Source organism: Paenibacillus sedimenti (assembly GCF_014534655.1).
GTDB lineage: Bacteria > Bacillota > Bacilli > Paenibacillales > NBRC-103111 > Paenibacillus_E > Paenibacillus_E sedimenti.
Window position 1 is genome coordinate 373075 of sequence record NZ_JACVVD010000003.1, and the last position, 17009, is coordinate 390083.

General features: G+C 48.0%; 16 protein-coding genes. 8 read left to right on the forward strand and 8 right to left on the reverse strand.

All coding sequences use genetic code 11. From position 1 onward, the window contains the following. Positions 1-20: 20 nt before the first annotated feature. The 7 genes from ICC18_RS10375 to ICC18_RS10405 all read left to right on the forward strand — a co-directional run bounded on the left by ICC18_RS10375 (position 21) and on the right by ICC18_RS10405 (position 7697). Positions 21-1748, forward strand: a complete 1728-nt coding sequence (locus ICC18_RS10375; RefSeq protein WP_188174318.1) for a proline--tRNA ligase — start codon at positions 21-23, stop codon at positions 1746-1748. 39 nt (positions 1749-1787) lie between these two features. After that, positions 1788-3035: a glutamate-5-semialdehyde dehydrogenase gene (locus ICC18_RS10380; protein WP_188174319.1), complete on the forward strand. Its 1248-nt coding sequence runs from the start codon at positions 1788-1790 to the stop codon at positions 3033-3035. 63 nt (positions 3036-3098) lie between these two features. Beyond that, positions 3099-3968, forward strand: coding sequence for a pyrroline-5-carboxylate reductase (gene proC / locus ICC18_RS10385; protein WP_188174320.1), 870 nt, complete (start codon positions 3099-3101; stop codon positions 3966-3968). Positions 3969-4012: 44 nt separating this feature from the next. Further along, complete coding sequence (locus ICC18_RS10390; protein WP_188174321.1) at positions 4013-5281, forward strand: 2,3-diketo-5-methylthiopentyl-1-phosphate enolase; 1269 nt, start codon at positions 4013-4015, stop codon at positions 5279-5281. Continuing rightward, a complete protein-coding gene (locus ICC18_RS10395) occupies positions 5278-5940 on the forward strand; it encodes a 2-hydroxy-3-keto-5-methylthiopentenyl-1-phosphate phosphatase (protein WP_188174322.1) in 663 nt (220 codons plus the stop codon). Before ICC18_RS10390 ends, ICC18_RS10395 begins: the two co-directional genes overlap by 4 nt. Continuing rightward, on the forward strand, positions 5937-6578 hold the full coding sequence (gene mtnB, locus ICC18_RS10400; RefSeq protein WP_188174323.1) for a methylthioribulose 1-phosphate dehydratase: 642 nt from the start codon (positions 5937-5939) through the stop codon (positions 6576-6578). The genes ICC18_RS10395 and mtnB overlap by 4 nt, the downstream gene beginning before the upstream one ends. A 504-nt stretch (positions 6579-7082) precedes the next feature. Then, positions 7083-7697, forward strand: a complete 615-nt coding sequence (locus ICC18_RS10405; RefSeq protein ID WP_188174324.1) for a hypothetical protein — start codon at positions 7083-7085, stop codon at positions 7695-7697. Positions 7698-7748: 51 nt separating this feature from the next. Here ICC18_RS10405 and ICC18_RS10410 read toward each other — a convergent pair whose 3' ends face one another. From ICC18_RS10410 to ICC18_RS10445, 8 genes are all read right to left on the reverse strand, one after another. Next, a complete protein-coding gene (locus ICC18_RS10410) occupies positions 7749-8429 on the reverse strand; it encodes a DnaD domain-containing protein (RefSeq protein WP_188174325.1) in 681 nt (226 codons plus the stop codon). A gap of 41 nt (positions 8430-8470) precedes the next feature. Continuing rightward, complete coding sequence (asnS, locus tag ICC18_RS10415; RefSeq protein WP_188174326.1) at positions 8471-9760, reverse strand: asparagine--tRNA ligase; 1290 nt, start codon at positions 9758-9760, stop codon at positions 8471-8473. Between the two features lie 81 nt (positions 9761-9841). Further along, entirely contained in the window at positions 9842-11047 is a 1206-nt protein-coding gene (locus ICC18_RS10420) for an acetate/propionate family kinase (RefSeq protein WP_188174327.1), read from the reverse strand. Further along, entirely contained in the window at positions 11044-11916 is an 873-nt protein-coding gene (locus ICC18_RS10425) for a 3-hydroxyacyl-CoA dehydrogenase family protein (RefSeq protein WP_188174328.1), read from the reverse strand. The genes ICC18_RS10420 and ICC18_RS10425 overlap by 4 nt, the downstream gene beginning before the upstream one ends. Positions 11917-12121: 205 nt before the next feature. After that, a complete protein-coding gene (locus ICC18_RS10430) occupies positions 12122-13627 on the reverse strand; it encodes an AAA family ATPase (RefSeq protein ID WP_188174329.1) in 1506 nt (501 codons plus the stop codon). Further along, a complete protein-coding gene (locus ICC18_RS10435) occupies positions 13620-14153 on the reverse strand; it encodes a hypothetical protein (protein ID WP_188174330.1) in 534 nt (177 codons plus the stop codon). Before ICC18_RS10435 ends, ICC18_RS10430 begins: the two co-directional genes overlap by 8 nt. A 136-nt stretch (positions 14154-14289) precedes the next feature. Beyond that, on the reverse strand, positions 14290-14778 hold the full coding sequence (locus ICC18_RS10440) for a cell wall elongation regulator TseB-like domain-containing protein (RefSeq protein ID WP_188174331.1): 489 nt from the start codon (positions 14776-14778) through the stop codon (positions 14290-14292). A gap of 19 nt (positions 14779-14797) precedes the next feature. Continuing rightward, complete coding sequence (locus ICC18_RS10445; RefSeq protein WP_188174332.1) at positions 14798-16093, reverse strand: amidohydrolase; 1296 nt, start codon at positions 16091-16093, stop codon at positions 14798-14800. A gap of 245 nt (positions 16094-16338) precedes the next feature. On the opposite strand from ICC18_RS10445, the gene ICC18_RS10450 reads away from it, so the two are divergent. Next, positions 16339-16965 (forward strand): DUF47 domain-containing protein, encoded by a 627-nt coding sequence (locus ICC18_RS10450; RefSeq protein ID WP_188174333.1) that lies wholly within the window; start codon positions 16339-16341, stop codon positions 16963-16965. The last annotated feature ends 44 nt before the right edge of the window (positions 16966-17009 follow it).

A 17009-nucleotide genomic window follows, 5' to 3' on the forward strand; every position in this document is an offset into this window, starting at 1 on the left:
GAAAGCGAGGTTCGACAAGCATGAGACAACAACATCTACTCAACCCGACATTGCGGGACGTACCGGCAGATGCTGAAGCTGCCAGCCACCGCCTCATGCTTCGCGCCGGACTCATCCGCCAATTATCCAGCGGCATATATTCATATTTGCCATTAGGCTTGAAAGCACTGCGGCATATTCAGCGAATCGTTCAAGAAGAAATGAATGCGGCCGGCGCGCAAGAAATGCTGATGCCCGCTCTACACCCTTCCGAATTGTGGAAAGAATCCGGGCGCTGGGACATCTATGGACCTGAGCTTATGCGCCTCGAAGACCGCCACGGCCGAGAATTTGCACTGGGGGCTACGCATGAGGAAGTGATTACAACACTCATACGGGATGAAATTCAATCGTACAAAAAACTTCCGGTCAGGCTCTATCAAATTCAGACGAAATTCAGAGACGAACGCAGGCCTCGGTTTGGGCTGCTGCGCGGACGTGAATTTCTGATGAAAGACGCTTATTCATTCGATCGCTCGGCCATCGGGATGGATGAAAGTTACATGCGCATGTATGATGCGTATCACCGAATTTTCACTCGCGCCGGCCTCCAGTTCCGCGCGGTCGAAGCCGATTCCGGTGCCATCGGAGGAACGGACACCCATGAGTTTATGGCGCTCGCCGAAGTTGGCGAGGATACCATCGTTCACTGCCCGGCCTGCGGCTATGCGGCTAATCTTGAGAAAGCAGTCGGTGCCATACCCGCGAACAGCGAAATTGCAGCAGGCGCTACCCATGATCAAACGCCGGAAAAGGTTCATACACCGCAAACAACTAGCATCAAGCAATTAAGTCAGCTCCTGCGTATCCAGCCGAAGCGCATAATTAAATCCATCGCGTTAAAAGCGGGTAGCGCTCCTCTCGTCGTTCTCTTGCGCGGCGATTATGAACTGAACGAAATCAAGTTGAAGCAAGCTATCGGCATTGACCGGATTGACATGATGACAGAGGAAGAGATTGAGAGCGAGCTTCAATCCGCAGCAGGCTTTATAGGGCCGGTCGGACTCCATAAAGTCCGGGTTATTGCCGACCATTCGGTCCAATGCATGAGCAACGCTGTAACAGGAGCCAATGAACGAGATTATCATCTGCTTCATGTTGATGTAAATCGCGATTTACCCGAATTAACATATAGCGATTTACGAAATGTAGCCGAAGGTGATCTGTGTATTCATTGCGGAAATAAGCTCGCATTTGCAAAGGGCATCGAGATCGGTCATGTGTTCAAGCTTGGAACAAAGTATAGCGCAAAGCTCGGCGCGACATTCAACGATGACAAAGGAACTGCCGAACCTATGCTCATGGGCTGTTATGGCATAGGCATATCGCGAATGCTGGCCGCTATCATCGAACAAAATTATGATGATCGAGGTATTATCTGGCCTCATGCTATCGCTCCGTACGCCATCCATCTCCTTACCGTTCAAGTACTTGATGAAGTTCAGATGAAATTATCGCTGGACATTTATACCGCCTTAACGCAATCGGGGTATGATGTACTCTGGGATGACCGTGAAGAACGGGCAGGGGTTAAATTCAATGATGCCGATCTTCTAGGCTTCCCTATTCGGTTAACAGTCGGCAAAAAGGCAGCTGAGCAAGTCATAGAATGCAAAGAACGTCGAAGCGGTGAACAATATGAGCTTACCGTTCCCGATTTGCTGGCGCATTGCCAAGCATTTTTCAATTCGAATATGAGGAGACCTTGATCTCCGCTCAAAAATATCAATTATAGGAGGTTATGACCGATGAGTGAAGTCGTTCAAAAATCGAAGCTAGCCAAACAAGCGGCCCAATCCATGGGTACCTTAACGACCGAACAAAAAAACGCTGCTTTGCTGCTCTTGGCGGACGCCCTCGTTACCGAACAGCAAGCGATTATGGAAGCTAACTCCAAAGATTTACAGCGAGGCAAAGAATCCGGCATCAGCTCCTCCCTGCTCGACCGTCTGGCACTTAATGAGTCGCGTATTGCCGCGATGGCTGAAGGGCTGCGCCAGATTGTTGAGCTTCCTGATCCAATCGGGGACACGCTAGACTCGTTCGATCGCCCAAACGGCCTGCGTATTCAAAAAATTCGCGTACCGCTTGGCGTTATCGGTATTATTTATGAAGCCAGACCTAACGTTACTGTCGATGCTGCCGGACTATGCCTCAAAACAGGCAATGCCGTTGTGCTGCGCGGCGGCTCTTCGGCACTATTTTCCAATGAGAAAATCATTGAGGTGCTCCATCGCGCTCTAAGCCGTTCTTCTATTCCGGTCGATGCGCTGCAATTAATCCTCAGCCCGGACCGTTCTTCTGTTGATGAAATGTTAAAATTAAACGGACTCATCGATGTGCTTATTCCGCGGGGCGGTCATTCGCTCATTCAAAATGTTGTCAATAACGCGTCCGTCCCTGTCATTGAAACAGGAGCGGGTGTATGTCATACTTTTATAGATGAAAGTGCACAGCTTGAGATGGCAATCCGAATTGCCGTGAATGCGAAAGCACAGCGTCCCTCCGTTTGCAATTCGATGGAGACGGTGCTTGTCCATGAAGCATTCGCCGCCAGGCACTTAAGTGCGCTTGCCGGAGCTTTTGAGACCGCCCGAGTTGAATTAAGAGGCGATGATAGAGCCAGAGTGCTTGTCCATTCGATGAAAGTAGCAGAGCCTGCCGATTGGAGCACCGAATATGGGGACTACATCCTCAATGTCAAAGTCGTCGCTGATCTGGATGAGGCTTTAGCGCATATACGCCAATACAGTACCATGCATTCCGAATGCATCGTAACGGAGCATACCGCGAATGCAGAGAGATTCCTGCAGGAGGTTGATGCGGCTGCCGTGTACCATAACGCATCGACGCGTTTCACAGATGGTTTCGAATTCGGCTTTGGCGCCGAAATCGGCATCTCTACACAGAAGCTGCACGCTCGCGGACCCATGGGACTGCCGGCATTAACTTCAACCAAATACCGCATCTATGGAAGCGGTCAAATACGGGAATAAATTGGCAATAAGCTTATGCTTACGATGCAAGTTTTCTTACGAAAACTCTTAGGGGGAAGCACAATGTCTACATCCATATCTCAAGTAAAAATTGCTTTTATCGGCGCAGGTTCGATGGCAGAGGCCATCTTTCGGGGACTTATTGAACGAGAGGTCGCCAACCCGGACAACTTGTATGTCTTGAACCGCTCGGATCAAGCCAGAATGGCTGAACTGCGTTCCCAATATGGCGTGAATACGACATCCGACGCAAAAACCAGGGAGGACTACATTCGCGGAGCCGATATCGTTGTTGTTTGCATGAAACCGAAAGATGTAGAAACGTCTTTCGGCGATCTTCAACCGCTTCTGAACGAGAAGCAACTGCTGATCTCCGTCGTAGCCGGACTCTCCATCGCCAAAATCGAAGCGCTGTTGCAAACGCGCATGCCGATCGTCAGGACGATGCCGAATACGTCCAGTACCATTGGACTTGGCGCCACCGGAATGAGTTTCTCTTCAACAGTAGACGATGCGTATAAACAATTGGCGACTGAAATGTTCGAGTCTATCGGAATCGTCAGCGTTATTGAAGAATCCAAAATGGAAATATTAACCGGAGTATCCGGCAGCGGCCCGGCTTATGTGTACTATTTCATGGAAGCCATGATCAAAGCCGGAATTGAAGGCGGCCTATCTGAAGAAAATGCACGCGAGTTGACGCTTCAAACCGTTCTCGGCGCTGCGCATATGGTTAAAATTACGCAAGAAGATCCCGCTGTACTGCGCCGCAAGGTCACATCGCCTAATGGCGCAACCCAGGCTTCAATTGAAGCTTTGGATCAATACCGATTCTCCGAAGGGATTGCGCGCGCAGTAACCCGTTCGGCAGAACGTTCCAAAGAAATGGGCGAGCAAATCGCCGCCCGTAGCACAAGCTTCAAATCCGTATAAGAGTTCCCTTCTTCTCTAACTTAATCTAAAGCAGGTGAATAACTATGAGCGCTTATTGCTTAGCGACCTATCGGTGTTTTGACGAGAAAGCCGATTTTCATAAAAAAGCGACCGGCATCGCCGTCGGACTCACGGTCGGCAGTTGGACAGAACTGCCTGAGGCTCAGAAGGCGCAGATGGAAAAGCATCTGGGTAAAGTCGTTTCCGTTGAGGTACATGAGCCTGTCGATGGAAGGCCGCAATCCGAACGCTATGCTGACATTCAAATCGCATATCCGGACGTCAACTTCAGCCGGGACATCCCGGCTTTGCTCGTAACGGTGTTCGGCAAGCTGTCCATGGATGGCAAAATCAAACTGATCGATTTGTCCTTCTCCTCCGATTTTCTTGCAGGATTCCCCGGTCCGAAATTCGGGATGCAAGGCGTTCGCGATTTATTGGGCGTGCATGACCGCCCGCTTCTGATGAGCATTTTCAAATCCGTTGTCGGATACGAACTGCCTGCACTTCGCGAGCAATTTTATTTGCAGGCAGCCGGTGGCGTCGATCTGATTAAAGACGACGAGATCTTATTTGAAAATCCGTTAACGCCGCTTGAGAAACGCATTGAAGTGTGTTTGGAAGCAGCGTCACAAGCATCTAAAGAAACAGGGCAGAAATTGCTTTACGCCGTTAATCTGACCGGACCTACCTCAAAACTTGCCGATCAAGCGAAGAAGGCCATCCGTGCCGGCGCTAACGCCCTGCTCTTTAACGTTCTGGCTTACGGCTTCGATGTACTTCACGAATTGAGTTCGGATCCGGAGATCTATATTCCAATCATGGCGCATCCGGCGATGGCTGGAGCCATTTATCCGTCTCCGCACTACGGGATTTCCGCTTCCGTGCTTTTGGGTAAACTTATGCGGCTTGCCGGCGCGGACCTGGTGTTGTTCCCTTCCCCATACGGCTCCGTCGTCATGCCAAGAGAAGAGAATTTAGCCATTAAGCATGTGCTGCTGACCAATGATTTACATAAAGATTACGCGTACGGTGCATCCGACGATGCATCATTGAAGCTGGCAGCCAGCTTCCCTGTGCCTTCCGCAGGCATTCATCCAGGTCTTGTCCCGCTTATCTTGCGCGATTTCGGCGGTGACGTCGTCGTGAACGCCGGCGGAGGCATCCATGGGCACCCGCTCGGAACGATCGCCGGCGGCCAAGCATTCCGGCAAGCGATTGACGCAAGCCTTCAAGGAATAACATTAAGAGATTATGCCAAGACACATCCAGAGTTACAAGCAGCTATTGATACTTGGGGGATTAAAGAATGAACAAGGAACGCATTATTTTCTGCGATTTCGACGGGACGATTACGGTGAACGATAACATCGTGGCGATTATGAAACATTTCAACCCGCCTGGTTGGGAGGAGCTTGTCAAACAGCTCGTGGACAAGAATATTTCGATTCGTGAAGGCGTTGGCGCGATGTTCGCTCTCCTACCGACTTCCCGTAAACAAGAAATAGTGGATTACGCCATAAATAATGCCACGATCCGCGACGGCTTCCGCGAGTTCGTCGATTATTGCAAGGACCGCAACATCACACTGTTAATTACGAGCGGAGGCATCGATTTCTTCATTTACCCGCTGCTTCAGCCGTTTCCGATTGAGGCGGAACATATTTATTGCAATGCCAGCACGTTCGAAGGCAGCACGATTGAAATATTGTGGCCTAACCGTTGTGACGAACATTGTAAGACGGACTGCGGCATGTGCAAAACGAGCATTATCCGGTCTTACGATCCTGAACGCTATGAACGGATCATTATCGGCGACAGTATTACCGATTTTGAGGGCGCCAAACTGGTAGATACGATTTTCGCCAGATCACATCTCATTGAAATGTGCGAGGAATTAGGGTATCCGTACCATCCGTTTGAAACTTTTTTCGATATTATGAAGCAATTGGAGGCTGAAACGGTAGTATGACGATATTCCTGGAAGATAAGCAGCGCGCGTTCGCTGAGTTAAGAGAAATTAAAGCCAATTTAGCAGCCAGAGGCTGGTTCCCCGCTACAAGCGGCAACCTCTCCGTACGTGTTGGCGGCTTTGATCCTGAAGCTTTTACTTTCGCCATAACTTCTAGCGGTCGAGATAAATCGGTGCAAACCCCCGAGGATTTTTTGCTCGTTAACGAGCAAGGCAAACCCACAGAAGCGACAAGTCTGAAGCCATCGGCTGAGACGTTAATCCATAGCGAAATCTACCGGCTAACCGGTGCAGGCGCCATTTTCCATGTACATACCATCTTTAACAACCTGGTCTCTGAGCTTTATTGGGAGCGCAAAAGCATTCCTGTAGAAGGTGTTGAGTTGATTAAAGCATTCAATATTTGGGATGAGGAAGCAAATATTGAAATTCCAATTTTACCCAATTACGCGGAAATCCCTCGCATCGCAGAGCTCGTGGAAGGTGCTATTGTGCCTCGAATTCCGGGGGTCGTACTGCGGAAACACGGTATTTATGCATGGGGCGCTAACGCTTTTGAAGCCAAACGTCATCTGGAAGCTTTCGAATTTCTTTTCGAATATGTGTACCGTTCCCATTTACTTAAAAAAGGCGTATAAAGCTGGGTCAACTAAAATAATAGCCAGGTCTTCTCTTCAAATGTGAAGAAAGATCTGGCTTTTTTTTCATAGGATGAACAGCAAATGGTCAAGCTAAGCGGGGACATTACTTATAAAAATGATAAAGGACTCCGCCATTATGTTACTGGCCATAAAAGTAAGCCTTAGTCTGCTATTACTTGCCCTATACGTTTATACGAAAAAGAACATGAACCTGATGGAGATTCTCTTCTATTGGTTCTGGATCTCGATTTTGGGCGAAGACTTCATGAATATTGTCTATAATAACCTAAAACTCATCCAGCCATATAACAAAATGAGTATGTTTTGGACTATGATGAATTTTCACCTGTTATTAAATCCGATCGCCATGATCTGGTTTTTGCATTTTTATCTGGCCTGCAGTCGAATATGGATTCGAATAATATTGATCCTAGCTATGACTCTACTCTTAACATGCTTTCAGCTTCTGCACGGGCTATTGGGTGAAGTGGATCTGACGAGATGGCATATGTGGTGGTCCATCCCTTTATGGATGATTTTCATTTTATCGACTTTAACTCTTATGAAAGCTTTCCGCTGGATAAAAAGAAGGGAGCAGCTGCAGCAATGATCCTGTTTCTTCCAATTCATTTCGATGCGAATGAGGGTTTCATCACGATTGTGAGCATCGTGCTGCTCCTGCTCTTTATCGCGCTTCCCAAACGAATTCCGATGCCGGTAGCGCTGCTCATTATGATCTTTAACTCTTATTTGGGCCGAGCTACTGACAATATATTGGCTTCTCCCGCTCCGTACGATTTATACGATACTATGGATACTCATTCATACGACTTGTTTGATCTATTGCTTTATTCGCTCCCTTATCCGCTACAGGGATACCTTTATGTATATTTCTATGATAAATTCAGACTTCGCGGCGCTTATCAAGCGATTCATATTATCATATGGTCGGTTGCATCGATCATCTTTGAAGCGATCGGCGTTTGGCTCTCCGTCTTTAAATACCATGGCTGGCATCTTAGTTATTCATTTCCTGTATATTTGTTGACGTTCTGTCTGAACTCGCTTCTGTTTCATTTGGCTATGAAGCACAATTCCCTTTGGAAGTTAAAATGAGAAAACGCCCTAATTCCCAAAGTGCGGAAATTGAGGACGTACTCATGGCCTTTATCTGGATTGACGAAACCGCTGCGAATATTCCTTCGCTTGTTCCACCGTGGCTACCCGATTCCGGCTCCACTCCAGCAAAATGCGATCAATATAACGGAAATAGACCTTGCCTGCGAATACGGCTTCCTTGAGAGCCGTCAGGATGAGCTCTTCCCGATACATATCTTTGTCCAGCCAACCACTGATCGTTTCGAGCTCCATTGGCGTTAACGGACGTGCAAACTCTTTTTCGAACGTAGTGAAAATATCTTTGGCTGCAGCGTCTGCATGAATAGGGGGCCGCGCCGCAGTAAGGGCTGCCATTTCCTGCTCGATGACATGATGGGCAAGCTTCTGATACAGCTGAGATAAATTATACCGCTCAAGTCTAATGCCCGTAGAAGCTTCTGTATCTTCATCGATCGTAATAAACTGCTCATGAAGAAGCTTCTGCAGGCTCGCTATCACTTGATCCGGGGATGCCGACATGCGCGATTGAATTTCCTCAATCGTCGGAAAATCGTTTTTTTCCTTTTCCCAAAAAGAAATCAATTGGATGAGCGTCATAACCTCGATCTCGTTCAGCTTTAGTGCACGATAATGCTTCAAAAGTAGCGTAGGAACGGCAACGCTCCCCTCTCGAACCCCGATTAAAAGGGCGGCTTCCAGCTGTTTGCGCTGTGTATCCAGTCTACTCATCTGATCTGTATCCCCCTTCTACCAGTGGTTGATAAATCTGTTTACGGATACAGTCGATAGAGAAGACGAGGGAAAGGAATCGTTTCACGAACATGATCTAGACCGCAAATCCAAGCTACCGTACGTTCCAATCCCAGACCAAAACCGGAGTGCGGCACTGTGCCGTATTTACGCAGATCCAAGTACCATTGATAAGCTTCTTTCGACAGCTCGTGCTCTTGGAAGCGCTGCTCCATGAGCTCTGGATCATCGATCCGTTGACTTCCGCCGATAATTTCTCCATAGCCTTCAGGTGCAATCATATCCGCACAAAGGACAACCTCAGGACGGCTTGGATCCGGCTTCATGTAGAATGCTTTAATCTCCGTTGGCCAATGCGTAATGAAGACCGGTGTCTCATACTGTTCGGCAATCGCTGTCTCATGCGGCGCTCCGAAGTCTTCACCCCACTCGAATTCATGTCCGTTCGCTTTCAGGAACTTCACGGCATCGTCATATGTAATGCGAGGGAAGCTTCCTTTGATTTTCTCCAGCTTGGAAGTATCCCGCTCCAGGGTTTCAAGCTCTGCACGGCAGTTAGTCAGAACCGTTTGCACAATGTGCGAAACGAACTGCTCTTGAACTTCCAGGTTCTCTTCGTGATTCACGAACGCCATTTCCGGCTCGATCATCCAGAATTCGATAAGATGACGGCGCGTTTTGGATTTTTCCGCACGGAATGTAGGACCGAATGAATACACTTTGCCAAGCGCCATCGCCGCAGCTTCCATATACAGCTGACCGCTTTGGGTTAGGAACGCATCCTCATCAAAATATTTGGTGTGAAACAAATTCGTCGTTCCTTCACAAGAGGAAGGCGTCAAGATCGGCGGATCCACCAGATGAAAGCCTCGCTCATTGAAAAACTGCTGCACTGCTTGAATAATTTGTGCACGGATGACGAGTACGGCACGCTGTCGCGGGCTGCGGATCCACAGATGACGGTTATCCATCAAGAAATCGACGCCATGCTCTTTCGGCGTGATCGGATATTCTTCCGTAATCTGAATAATTTCAACACCCTGCACGTCGAGCTCATAGCCGCCTTTACTGCGCGTATCTTCTTTCACCGATCCGGTTACATAAAGAGAGCTTTCTTGCGTGAGCTTGGAAGCTGCTTCCCATACCTCCTCGTTGACATCACTTTTCACTACGACGCCTTGTATATATCCGGAACCATCTCGCAGCTGCAAAAATTGAATTTTTCCGCTGGAACGCTTCTTATTGAGCCAGCAGCCAATCGTCACCGTTTCCCCTACGTGATGCTTAACTTCTCCAATCGTACACTTCATCTTACCTTCATGCCTCCTGTAAATACCGGAACCTCCGGTTTTTGTACATCTTCTCTATTGTACACTATTTCCACAAAAGAATCAGTTCGTCTTCTGCGCAAGCGCATAGGTATCTCGCGCAATCATCCACTCTTCGTTCGTCGGGATGACGAGCACTTCCACCTTGGAGCCCGGCTTCGAAATCCGCCGATCCTGCCCTCTGCCCGCACGATTGGCTTCTTCATCGAACTCCACGCCAAGGAACGTCAGCTGTTCGCAGACGGTTTTGCGCAGCAGCTCGGAGTTCTCGCCGACGCCGGCGGTAAACACGATCGCATCGATGCCGTTCATCGCCGCCGCGTAAGCCCCGATGTATTTGCGCAGCCGGTACTCATACATGTCAAAAGCAAGCTTGGCGTTCTTATCGCCCGCCTCAACCGCTTCCACGATCTCGCGCATGTCGCTGCTGATGCCGGAGATCGCCTGCAGCCCGCTGTGCTTGTTCAGCATGGAGCTGATCTCGCCCAGCGTCAAATCCTCTTTGCCCATCGCAAAGGGCACGATGGCCGGGTCCAGATCGCCGCTGCGCGTGCCCATCATCAGCCCTTCGAGCGGGGTCATCCCCATGCTCGTATCGACCGACTTGCCGCCCAGGACGGCGGCGCAGCTGGCTCCGTTACCGATATGGCAGGTAACGAGCTTGAGCTGTTCCAGCGGGCGGCCAAGGAAGGCCGCGGCACGCTCGCTGACGTACTTGTGCGAGGTGCCGTGAAACCCGTAGCGGCGCACTTTATGCTTCCGGTACAGAGCCATCGGTACCGGGTAGAGGTAGGCCGGCGCCGGCATCGACTGATGAAAGGCGGTGTCGAACACGACTGCCTGCGGTACGTCAGGCATGTTGGCCTCCACCGCCGCGATGCCCAGCATATGCGCCGGGTTATGCAGCGGCGCGAGGTCGAAGAGTCGCTTGATCTCGCGCTTAACATCCTCGTTCACGAGGACGGAGCTCTTGAACGACTCGCCGCCGTGCACGACACGGTGGCCGACGGCGTCGATCTCCGCCGTTGAGGTAAGCACGCCCTGCTGGGGATGTACAAGCTTGTCCAGCACCTTGCGGATCGCGGTCGTATGCTCAAGTATTTCGCTGACTTCATGCACCTCTGATTTTCCGGATGGTTCGTGGGTCAGTATAGCCGTCTCCATACCGATGCGTTCTACTTTCCCTTTGGCTAGGACGCTCTCGTCCTTCATGTTGAAAAGCTGATACTTGAGAGAAGAACTTCCAGCGTTTATGACCAAAATATTCATAAACGATCACCATCCTTATCATAGCGGAAAAAGCCTTCGCCTGATTTGACGCCCAGATGCCCGGCACGAACCATTTGTTTCAACAGAAAGGACGGTCGGTATTTGATGTCGCCGTATTCGCGGAACATGCCTTCAAGCGCCGCCTGCACGGAATCGAGCCCAAAACGGTCGCACATCTCCAGCGGTCCGTAGCGGAAGTCATAGCCGATGCGCATGGCGCTATCGATATCCTCGGCAGAAGCAACGCCTTCCGATAGTGTGTGCAGCGCTTCGTTTATCAACGTACAAATAAGCCTTGTCGTAATGAAACCAGGCGATTCATTCACTTTAATGCTTTTCTTTTGGATTAGCTCATCGACGAATTTGCGCGTTTGTTCGTATGTTTCATCCGTCGTTTTCATGGCCCGGATAATTTCGACCAGATCAATCTTGGCGACCGGATGCAGGAAATGCAAGCCGATGATCCGTTCCGGATTCGTCGTTACAGCGGCGATTTCCGTAACGCTTAAAGTCGACGTGTTGCTTGCCAGAATTACAGGTGGCGGACAGATAAGATTAAGCTGGAAAAAAATATGTTTCTTCGCATTCAAATCTTCCGAAATCGTTTCAATAACCATATCGCATGACGCCATATCTTGAAGTGAATCCGTTACTTTTATTTTAGCCAAAATCTGCTTTTTCTCGGCAATGGTCAGCGCCCATCGTTCAATCTGTTTATCGAGGCCGACTGTGATCATTTCCAGGGCGTGGTCAGCCTTATCCGTTGTTTTCTCGGCAAGCAGCACCTCTAGGCCGCGGGCAGCCAACATTTCGGCAATTCCCTGGCCCATCGTTCCTCCGCCTACTACACCAACTGTTTTGATTGTCATACGTGTTTCTCCTTCTCCAGATGCATCAAACTCTTCTCTATTTTCTTTGGTTTTGAGCCTAATCTCACTCTAATCATACAAGTTTTGCTCAGTGATTTCATTAGTATACACAAAACATTCATGACCTTCTCAGAACGTTGACACAATTTAGGCACGAATCAGATAGATGACGCCAAAAACCGCTGACCTATGGTCAGCGGCATTCTCAAGCACTCTCTGCGATATGTGAGTCGATCAGTTTGCGGAACGTTTCGCCGGAGAGCACTTCCTCTTTCATCAAAATATCAAAGGAGTGATCAAAAACCGTACGTTGGCGGTCCAGCAGCTCTTTGGTGCGATGCATAAGAGCATCCAAAATCGCTGCATTTTCTTTCATCAACTGTTCTTTCGTAACCATTTCGCGGTCCATGATGCCTAAAGATGTTAAACCTGAATCCATCATATTGCGGACCATCGATAACGCTTGTTCAAAATCATTGCGGGAGCCTGTACTGCGTCCGCCATAGAAAATTTCTTCGGCCGCAGCGCCGCCTAAGGCGATCATAATTTGTTGTTCGATATAATCTTTCGTGTACAAATAATGATCCTGAGGCGGATTGTGGCGTACATAACCCAGCGCTTTGCCGCGCGGACTTACGGTAACTTGCTGCACAGATCCAGGACGAACGATTTCGGCAACAATAGCATGACCCAGTTCGTGATAAGCGACGCGTTCTTTCTCTTCTATGGCTGCCTCTTTATCTGTTCGTTCACCCATCATCACTTTATCGATTGCTGAAGCAAGGTGATGCTGCTCAATCTCCGCTTTCTCTTCACGCAGCGCGTAAATGGCGGCTTCGTTCAATACACTTTCTAATTGGGCGCCGGAGAAACCAAAGGTTTGCTCTGCAATAGCCTCCAGAGATACGCCTTCAGCCAACGGTTTATTTTTGACATGAATATCCAGAATCGACAAACGCCCTTTCTTATCCGGCAAATCCACATCGATATGACGATCAAAACGTCCAGGGCGCAATAATGCGCTATCCAGCATTTCCTTACGATTCGTGGCAGCCATGATAAGGATTCGCGGCGCATCGTTCGTATGGATTCCGTCCATTTCGGTCAAAAGCTGATTAAGCGTCTGGTCATACTCGCGATGTTGGCCGCCGTCACGCTTTCCACCGATGACATCAATCTCATCGATAAAAATAATCGCGCTTTCCTTACCTTCCTTCGCTGCACGGGTTCTTGCTTCTTTAAAAAGATCGCGGACACGGCTTGCACCAACGCCGACGTACATTTCTACAAACTCACTGCCTGAAGTCGCCATGTAAACGGAATTCGTGTAATGAGCCGCGGCTTTCGCCATTAACGTTTTCCCTGTTCCAGGAGGTCCGGTCAGCAGAATCCCTTTCAACGGCCGAATTCCAAGCTTCTGAATCTGATCGTGTTTAATTAGAAAATCAAGAGCTTCCATCAGCTCGCGTTTCGCGCGATCCTGACCGCCAATTTCATCAAAAGTCAGATAGGATGGTGTCCTGTTCTTGCTTTTGCGATCGCCTCCGCCGGCAGAAACGCCAACGCCGCCGCGGCTGCGGATCATATAAAATAAAGATACGCCCAATATAGCAATAAACAATAATGGAACCACATTAACGCCTACAAATGCTAAGAAAATCAGCAATACAGGTACAAAACCGATCCCGATTTCTTTATACAATTTACTCATTCGGCCACACTCCTAACTGAGATGGCGTTCGCGGGAGCATTATGAATTTGGTGAACTCACCGTCTGTCAATCGTATATACACATACGTATTATCCATTTCGCTGTCTACTTTCATATTCGGAATATCTGCTGCATATTTCTGCAAGGTCAACGGAATGTCCGCATAATGCTTCGTTTCCATCGCTTGAGCAACTTCAAACAAGGCTTTTGACCACCATGCTTCCAGTTTCGGCGACGATTGACCTGTCACCTCAACATGAACAGTACGTTTACCGATAATAGACGCACCCTCCGTTCGGATATTATTCATAATATCCCGCATACTAGCTTCAGGCTTTAAGTTAAGTTCTATATTCACTTGGCTGCTGTCCATTTTCATTGTAGAACTAACAACGCCGGGAGCTTTGTTTATGATATCGGATAACGGATTCTCCATAGCCAGACTTGTATATGCAAACCAACCGCCGAATAATACTACGGAAGAGACAATCACACTAAGAACGACAGGTAAGAGACGTAGCTTCATCAGACAACGTCCCCCTTTCTATAAGTCTATTTTGTAAATTCGTTGTTCTTGCTATACGTGAAGTATATCACGCGATATATATGATAGCTCTATGAAATCAGTGGAAACAACCAAGCAGAGCATACAAAAACTCAGCCTATTGCAGGCTGAGTCGATAGGTATCCATATAGGTTCCATCTTTGAATTTATAATAATCATAAAAATAGCGTGTACCTGTATCGTCCTGTTTCTTATAAAAGACTTCCCAGACGTAATCATCGCCAAGCTTACCCGGAAGCACACGCTGGATTTGCAAATCTGCTCCTTTTTTTAGCATGGTATCGCGCACCTGCGCTTCTGTGAAAGCTTCGGCTGCCATTTCGGTGTGCACCTCATTGCCGTAAACCCATACCACAACCGATTGGCCAATTTTATCTTCCCCGAAAACGACCTTGAAAGGCTGATCGCCATAGAACGATTCAACCTTCGTTGCTTTGGTTAAGATCGACTTTTCATATGCGGTTTCTACAGCTTTGCTATTCTCTTCCCAATGGCCGTTCTGGACGTATAAGTAGAAACGGCTGAGAACTACGCAGAGCGTCAATATGATGAACGCGCCGAGCGTCACCGTTCGTTTCCAATTCATTGGCGCCGCTCTCCTTCAATTAACCAAGTAATTTGTCAAAAGATTGCTCAAACTCGCGTTTGATTTTTTCTTCGTCTAGTGTCAGGCATTCGCCTTTGCGAACGATCCAATTGCCGTCTACGCATACATCGACCACATCTTTTGCAGAAGCGGAGTATACAATATGAGAGACAAAATCCGTCTTTGGCAGGAAATGCGGCTGATCGATATCAAGGGCGATGAAGTCAGCCTTCATGCCAGGCAGCAGTTGACCAACGTCCTGAAGCCAAATCGATTCAGCTCCCATTTTAGTTCCCATTAACAATGCTTCAGCGGCAGGTATAGCTACAGGGTTGCCGGAAACGCCTTTGTGGATGAGCGCGGCAAGTCTCATCTCCTCAAACATATCCAGATTGTTGTTAGAAGCCGCGCCATCGGTTCCAAGGGAAACTTTAACACCTGCACGGAGCAATTCCGGCACTCTGGCTACACCGCTGGCAAGCTTAAGGTTGCTTCCCGGATTATGCGAAATACGCACATCATACTGCTTAAGAATTTCAATTTCTTCATCCGTTACGTGCACGCCATGCGCTACAAGCGTAGGTCTTGAGAAAACGCCGAGTTTTTCCAGGTGAGCGACAGGTCGAAGTCCATATTGATCCACATTGGCCTGTACTTCACGGCTCGTCTCCGACATATGCGTATGAATTGGAAGGTTCAAATCGTGTGCGACTTGAACAATACGTTCAATATAATCAGGAGGACATGTATATGGCGCATGCGGGGACATCATCGTCGTAATTCTGCCATCCGCTTTGCCATGCCAGTTTCTAGCGAATTCCGTCGCTTCTTTTAGCTTTGCATCTTGAATTTCCGGAGGACATAAACCGATAACGCCGCGTGTTAAGCAACCGCGCATACCAGATTGTTCAATCGCCATAGCCACTTCATTCATGTGGTCATACATATCCACGATAGTTGTCGTACCGCCTTTAATCATCTCAACGATCGAGAGCAATGTGCCCCATTTCACGTCTTGGGAGCTGAACTTTGCCTCCATCGGCCACATTTTTTCTTCCAGCCAGATTTGCAGGGCAAGATCGTCGCCATATCCGCGAAGCAAAGACATCGCCGCATGTCCATGCGTATTGACCAGACCCGGCATATACAGTTTGTTCGTCCCGTCAATAATTTCATTATAGTTATCTTGAGGCGCTGGAGTTTGTTCGCCTATGTATGTGATTCGGTCGCCTTCAATAACCATGCAGCCATTAATTGTAGTTTTCGTTTCATTATTAGAAATAAAAATCCCGTTTTTAATTAATGTTTTTTTCATGCTAAAAATTCCTCTCTATGCTCATTCTAATAGTGACACTGCTTTTTCAACTGTACATCTTCAAGCTAGTAAAATCAAGAAAACGGGATTTATTAAGAATTTGTAAATTGGCACAGATTTTTCGTTGCTTTCAGTAGGAATATTATGATATTTTTAATTTCGTGAGTTTTTTTCTACAAATTGGTCTGTTTATCCCCATAAAGCGGACAAAATTTTGTACATATAGTAAAACCTAGGAGGGTCTTATGACAACGTTATTCACAAAAAAAGGCGAGATCGATTTCTTGCAGCTCCTTATCCGTTCTGCAGAAAACGCATTGCAAACCGCTCAAATGTTCCGCACGGCCATGATGGGCGATAAACCGCCTATCGATTATGTTAAAGCAATCCGTGATCTCGAGCACCAAGGTGACTCTATTACACACGAAATCTTCAAAGGTTTGAACAAAGTATTCATTACACCATTAGACCGCGAAGATATTATGGAGCTTGCATCTAAGGTGGATGATGTAACAGATGGCATTGAAGCTACGATCGCCCGCTTCGATTATCTCAACGTTTCACATACCGACTCCTTTATGAAAGAATTCTCGGCCGTTATCGTAGACTCCTGTCAGCATATACTGGATGCATTCAAGCTGCTTGCCAGGAAGAAATATATGCAAATCCCTGAGCATACGGTTGCGATAAACAGCCTCGAAAATGATGGAGACCGTTTGATGCGTGAAGGCATCCGCCAAATCTTCATCACGCGCAAAGATCCATACGAGGATTTTAAATTGAAGGAAATCTACGAGCGTTTGGAAGAGACGACTGATGCATGTGAAGACGTAGCCAATATTCTGGATAGTGTGGTTCTGCGTTACTCATGAGAATCAGTTGTCACTATGCTTACGAAGTCGGTTTTCCTAACGGA

Coding starts and splice junctions, on each gene's coding strand:
- ICC18_RS10375 (WP_188174318.1), top strand. CDS start 21: ATGAGACAACAACATCTACTCAACCCGACATTGCGGGACGTACCGGCA.
- ICC18_RS10380 (WP_188174319.1), top strand. CDS start 1,788: ATGAGTGAAGTCGTTCAAAAATCGAAGCTAGCCAAACAAGCGGCCCAA.
- proC (WP_188174320.1), top strand. CDS start 3,099: ATGTCTACATCCATATCTCAAGTAAAAATTGCTTTTATCGGCGCAGGT.
- ICC18_RS10390 (WP_188174321.1), top strand. CDS start 4,013: ATGAGCGCTTATTGCTTAGCGACCTATCGGTGTTTTGACGAGAAAGCC.
- ICC18_RS10395 (WP_188174322.1), top strand. CDS start 5,278: ATGAACAAGGAACGCATTATTTTCTGCGATTTCGACGGGACGATTACG.
- mtnB (WP_188174323.1), top strand. CDS start 5,937: ATGACGATATTCCTGGAAGATAAGCAGCGCGCGTTCGCTGAGTTAAGA.
- ICC18_RS10405 (WP_188174324.1), top strand. CDS start 7,083: ATGGCATATGTGGTGGTCCATCCCTTTATGGATGATTTTCATTTTATC.
- ICC18_RS10410 (WP_188174325.1), bottom strand. CDS start 8,429: ATGAGTAGACTGGATACACAGCGCAAACAGCTGGAAGCCGCCCTTTTA.
- asnS (WP_188174326.1), bottom strand. CDS start 9,760: ATGAAGTGTACGATTGGAGAAGTTAAGCATCACGTAGGGGAAACGGTG.
- ICC18_RS10420 (WP_188174327.1), bottom strand. CDS start 11,047: ATGAATATTTTGGTCATAAACGCTGGAAGTTCTTCTCTCAAGTATCAG.
- ICC18_RS10425 (WP_188174328.1), bottom strand. CDS start 11,916: ATGACAATCAAAACAGTTGGTGTAGTAGGCGGAGGAACGATGGGCCAG.
- ICC18_RS10430 (WP_188174329.1), bottom strand. CDS start 13,627: ATGAGTAAATTGTATAAAGAAATCGGGATCGGTTTTGTACCTGTATTG.
- ICC18_RS10435 (WP_188174330.1), bottom strand. CDS start 14,153: ATGAAGCTACGTCTCTTACCTGTCGTTCTTAGTGTGATTGTCTCTTCC.
- ICC18_RS10440 (WP_188174331.1), bottom strand. CDS start 14,778: ATGAATTGGAAACGAACGGTGACGCTCGGCGCGTTCATCATATTGACG.
- ICC18_RS10445 (WP_188174332.1), bottom strand. CDS start 16,093: ATGAAAAAAACATTAATTAAAAACGGGATTTTTATTTCTAATAATGAA.
- ICC18_RS10450 (WP_188174333.1), top strand. CDS start 16,339: ATGACAACGTTATTCACAAAAAAAGGCGAGATCGATTTCTTGCAGCTC.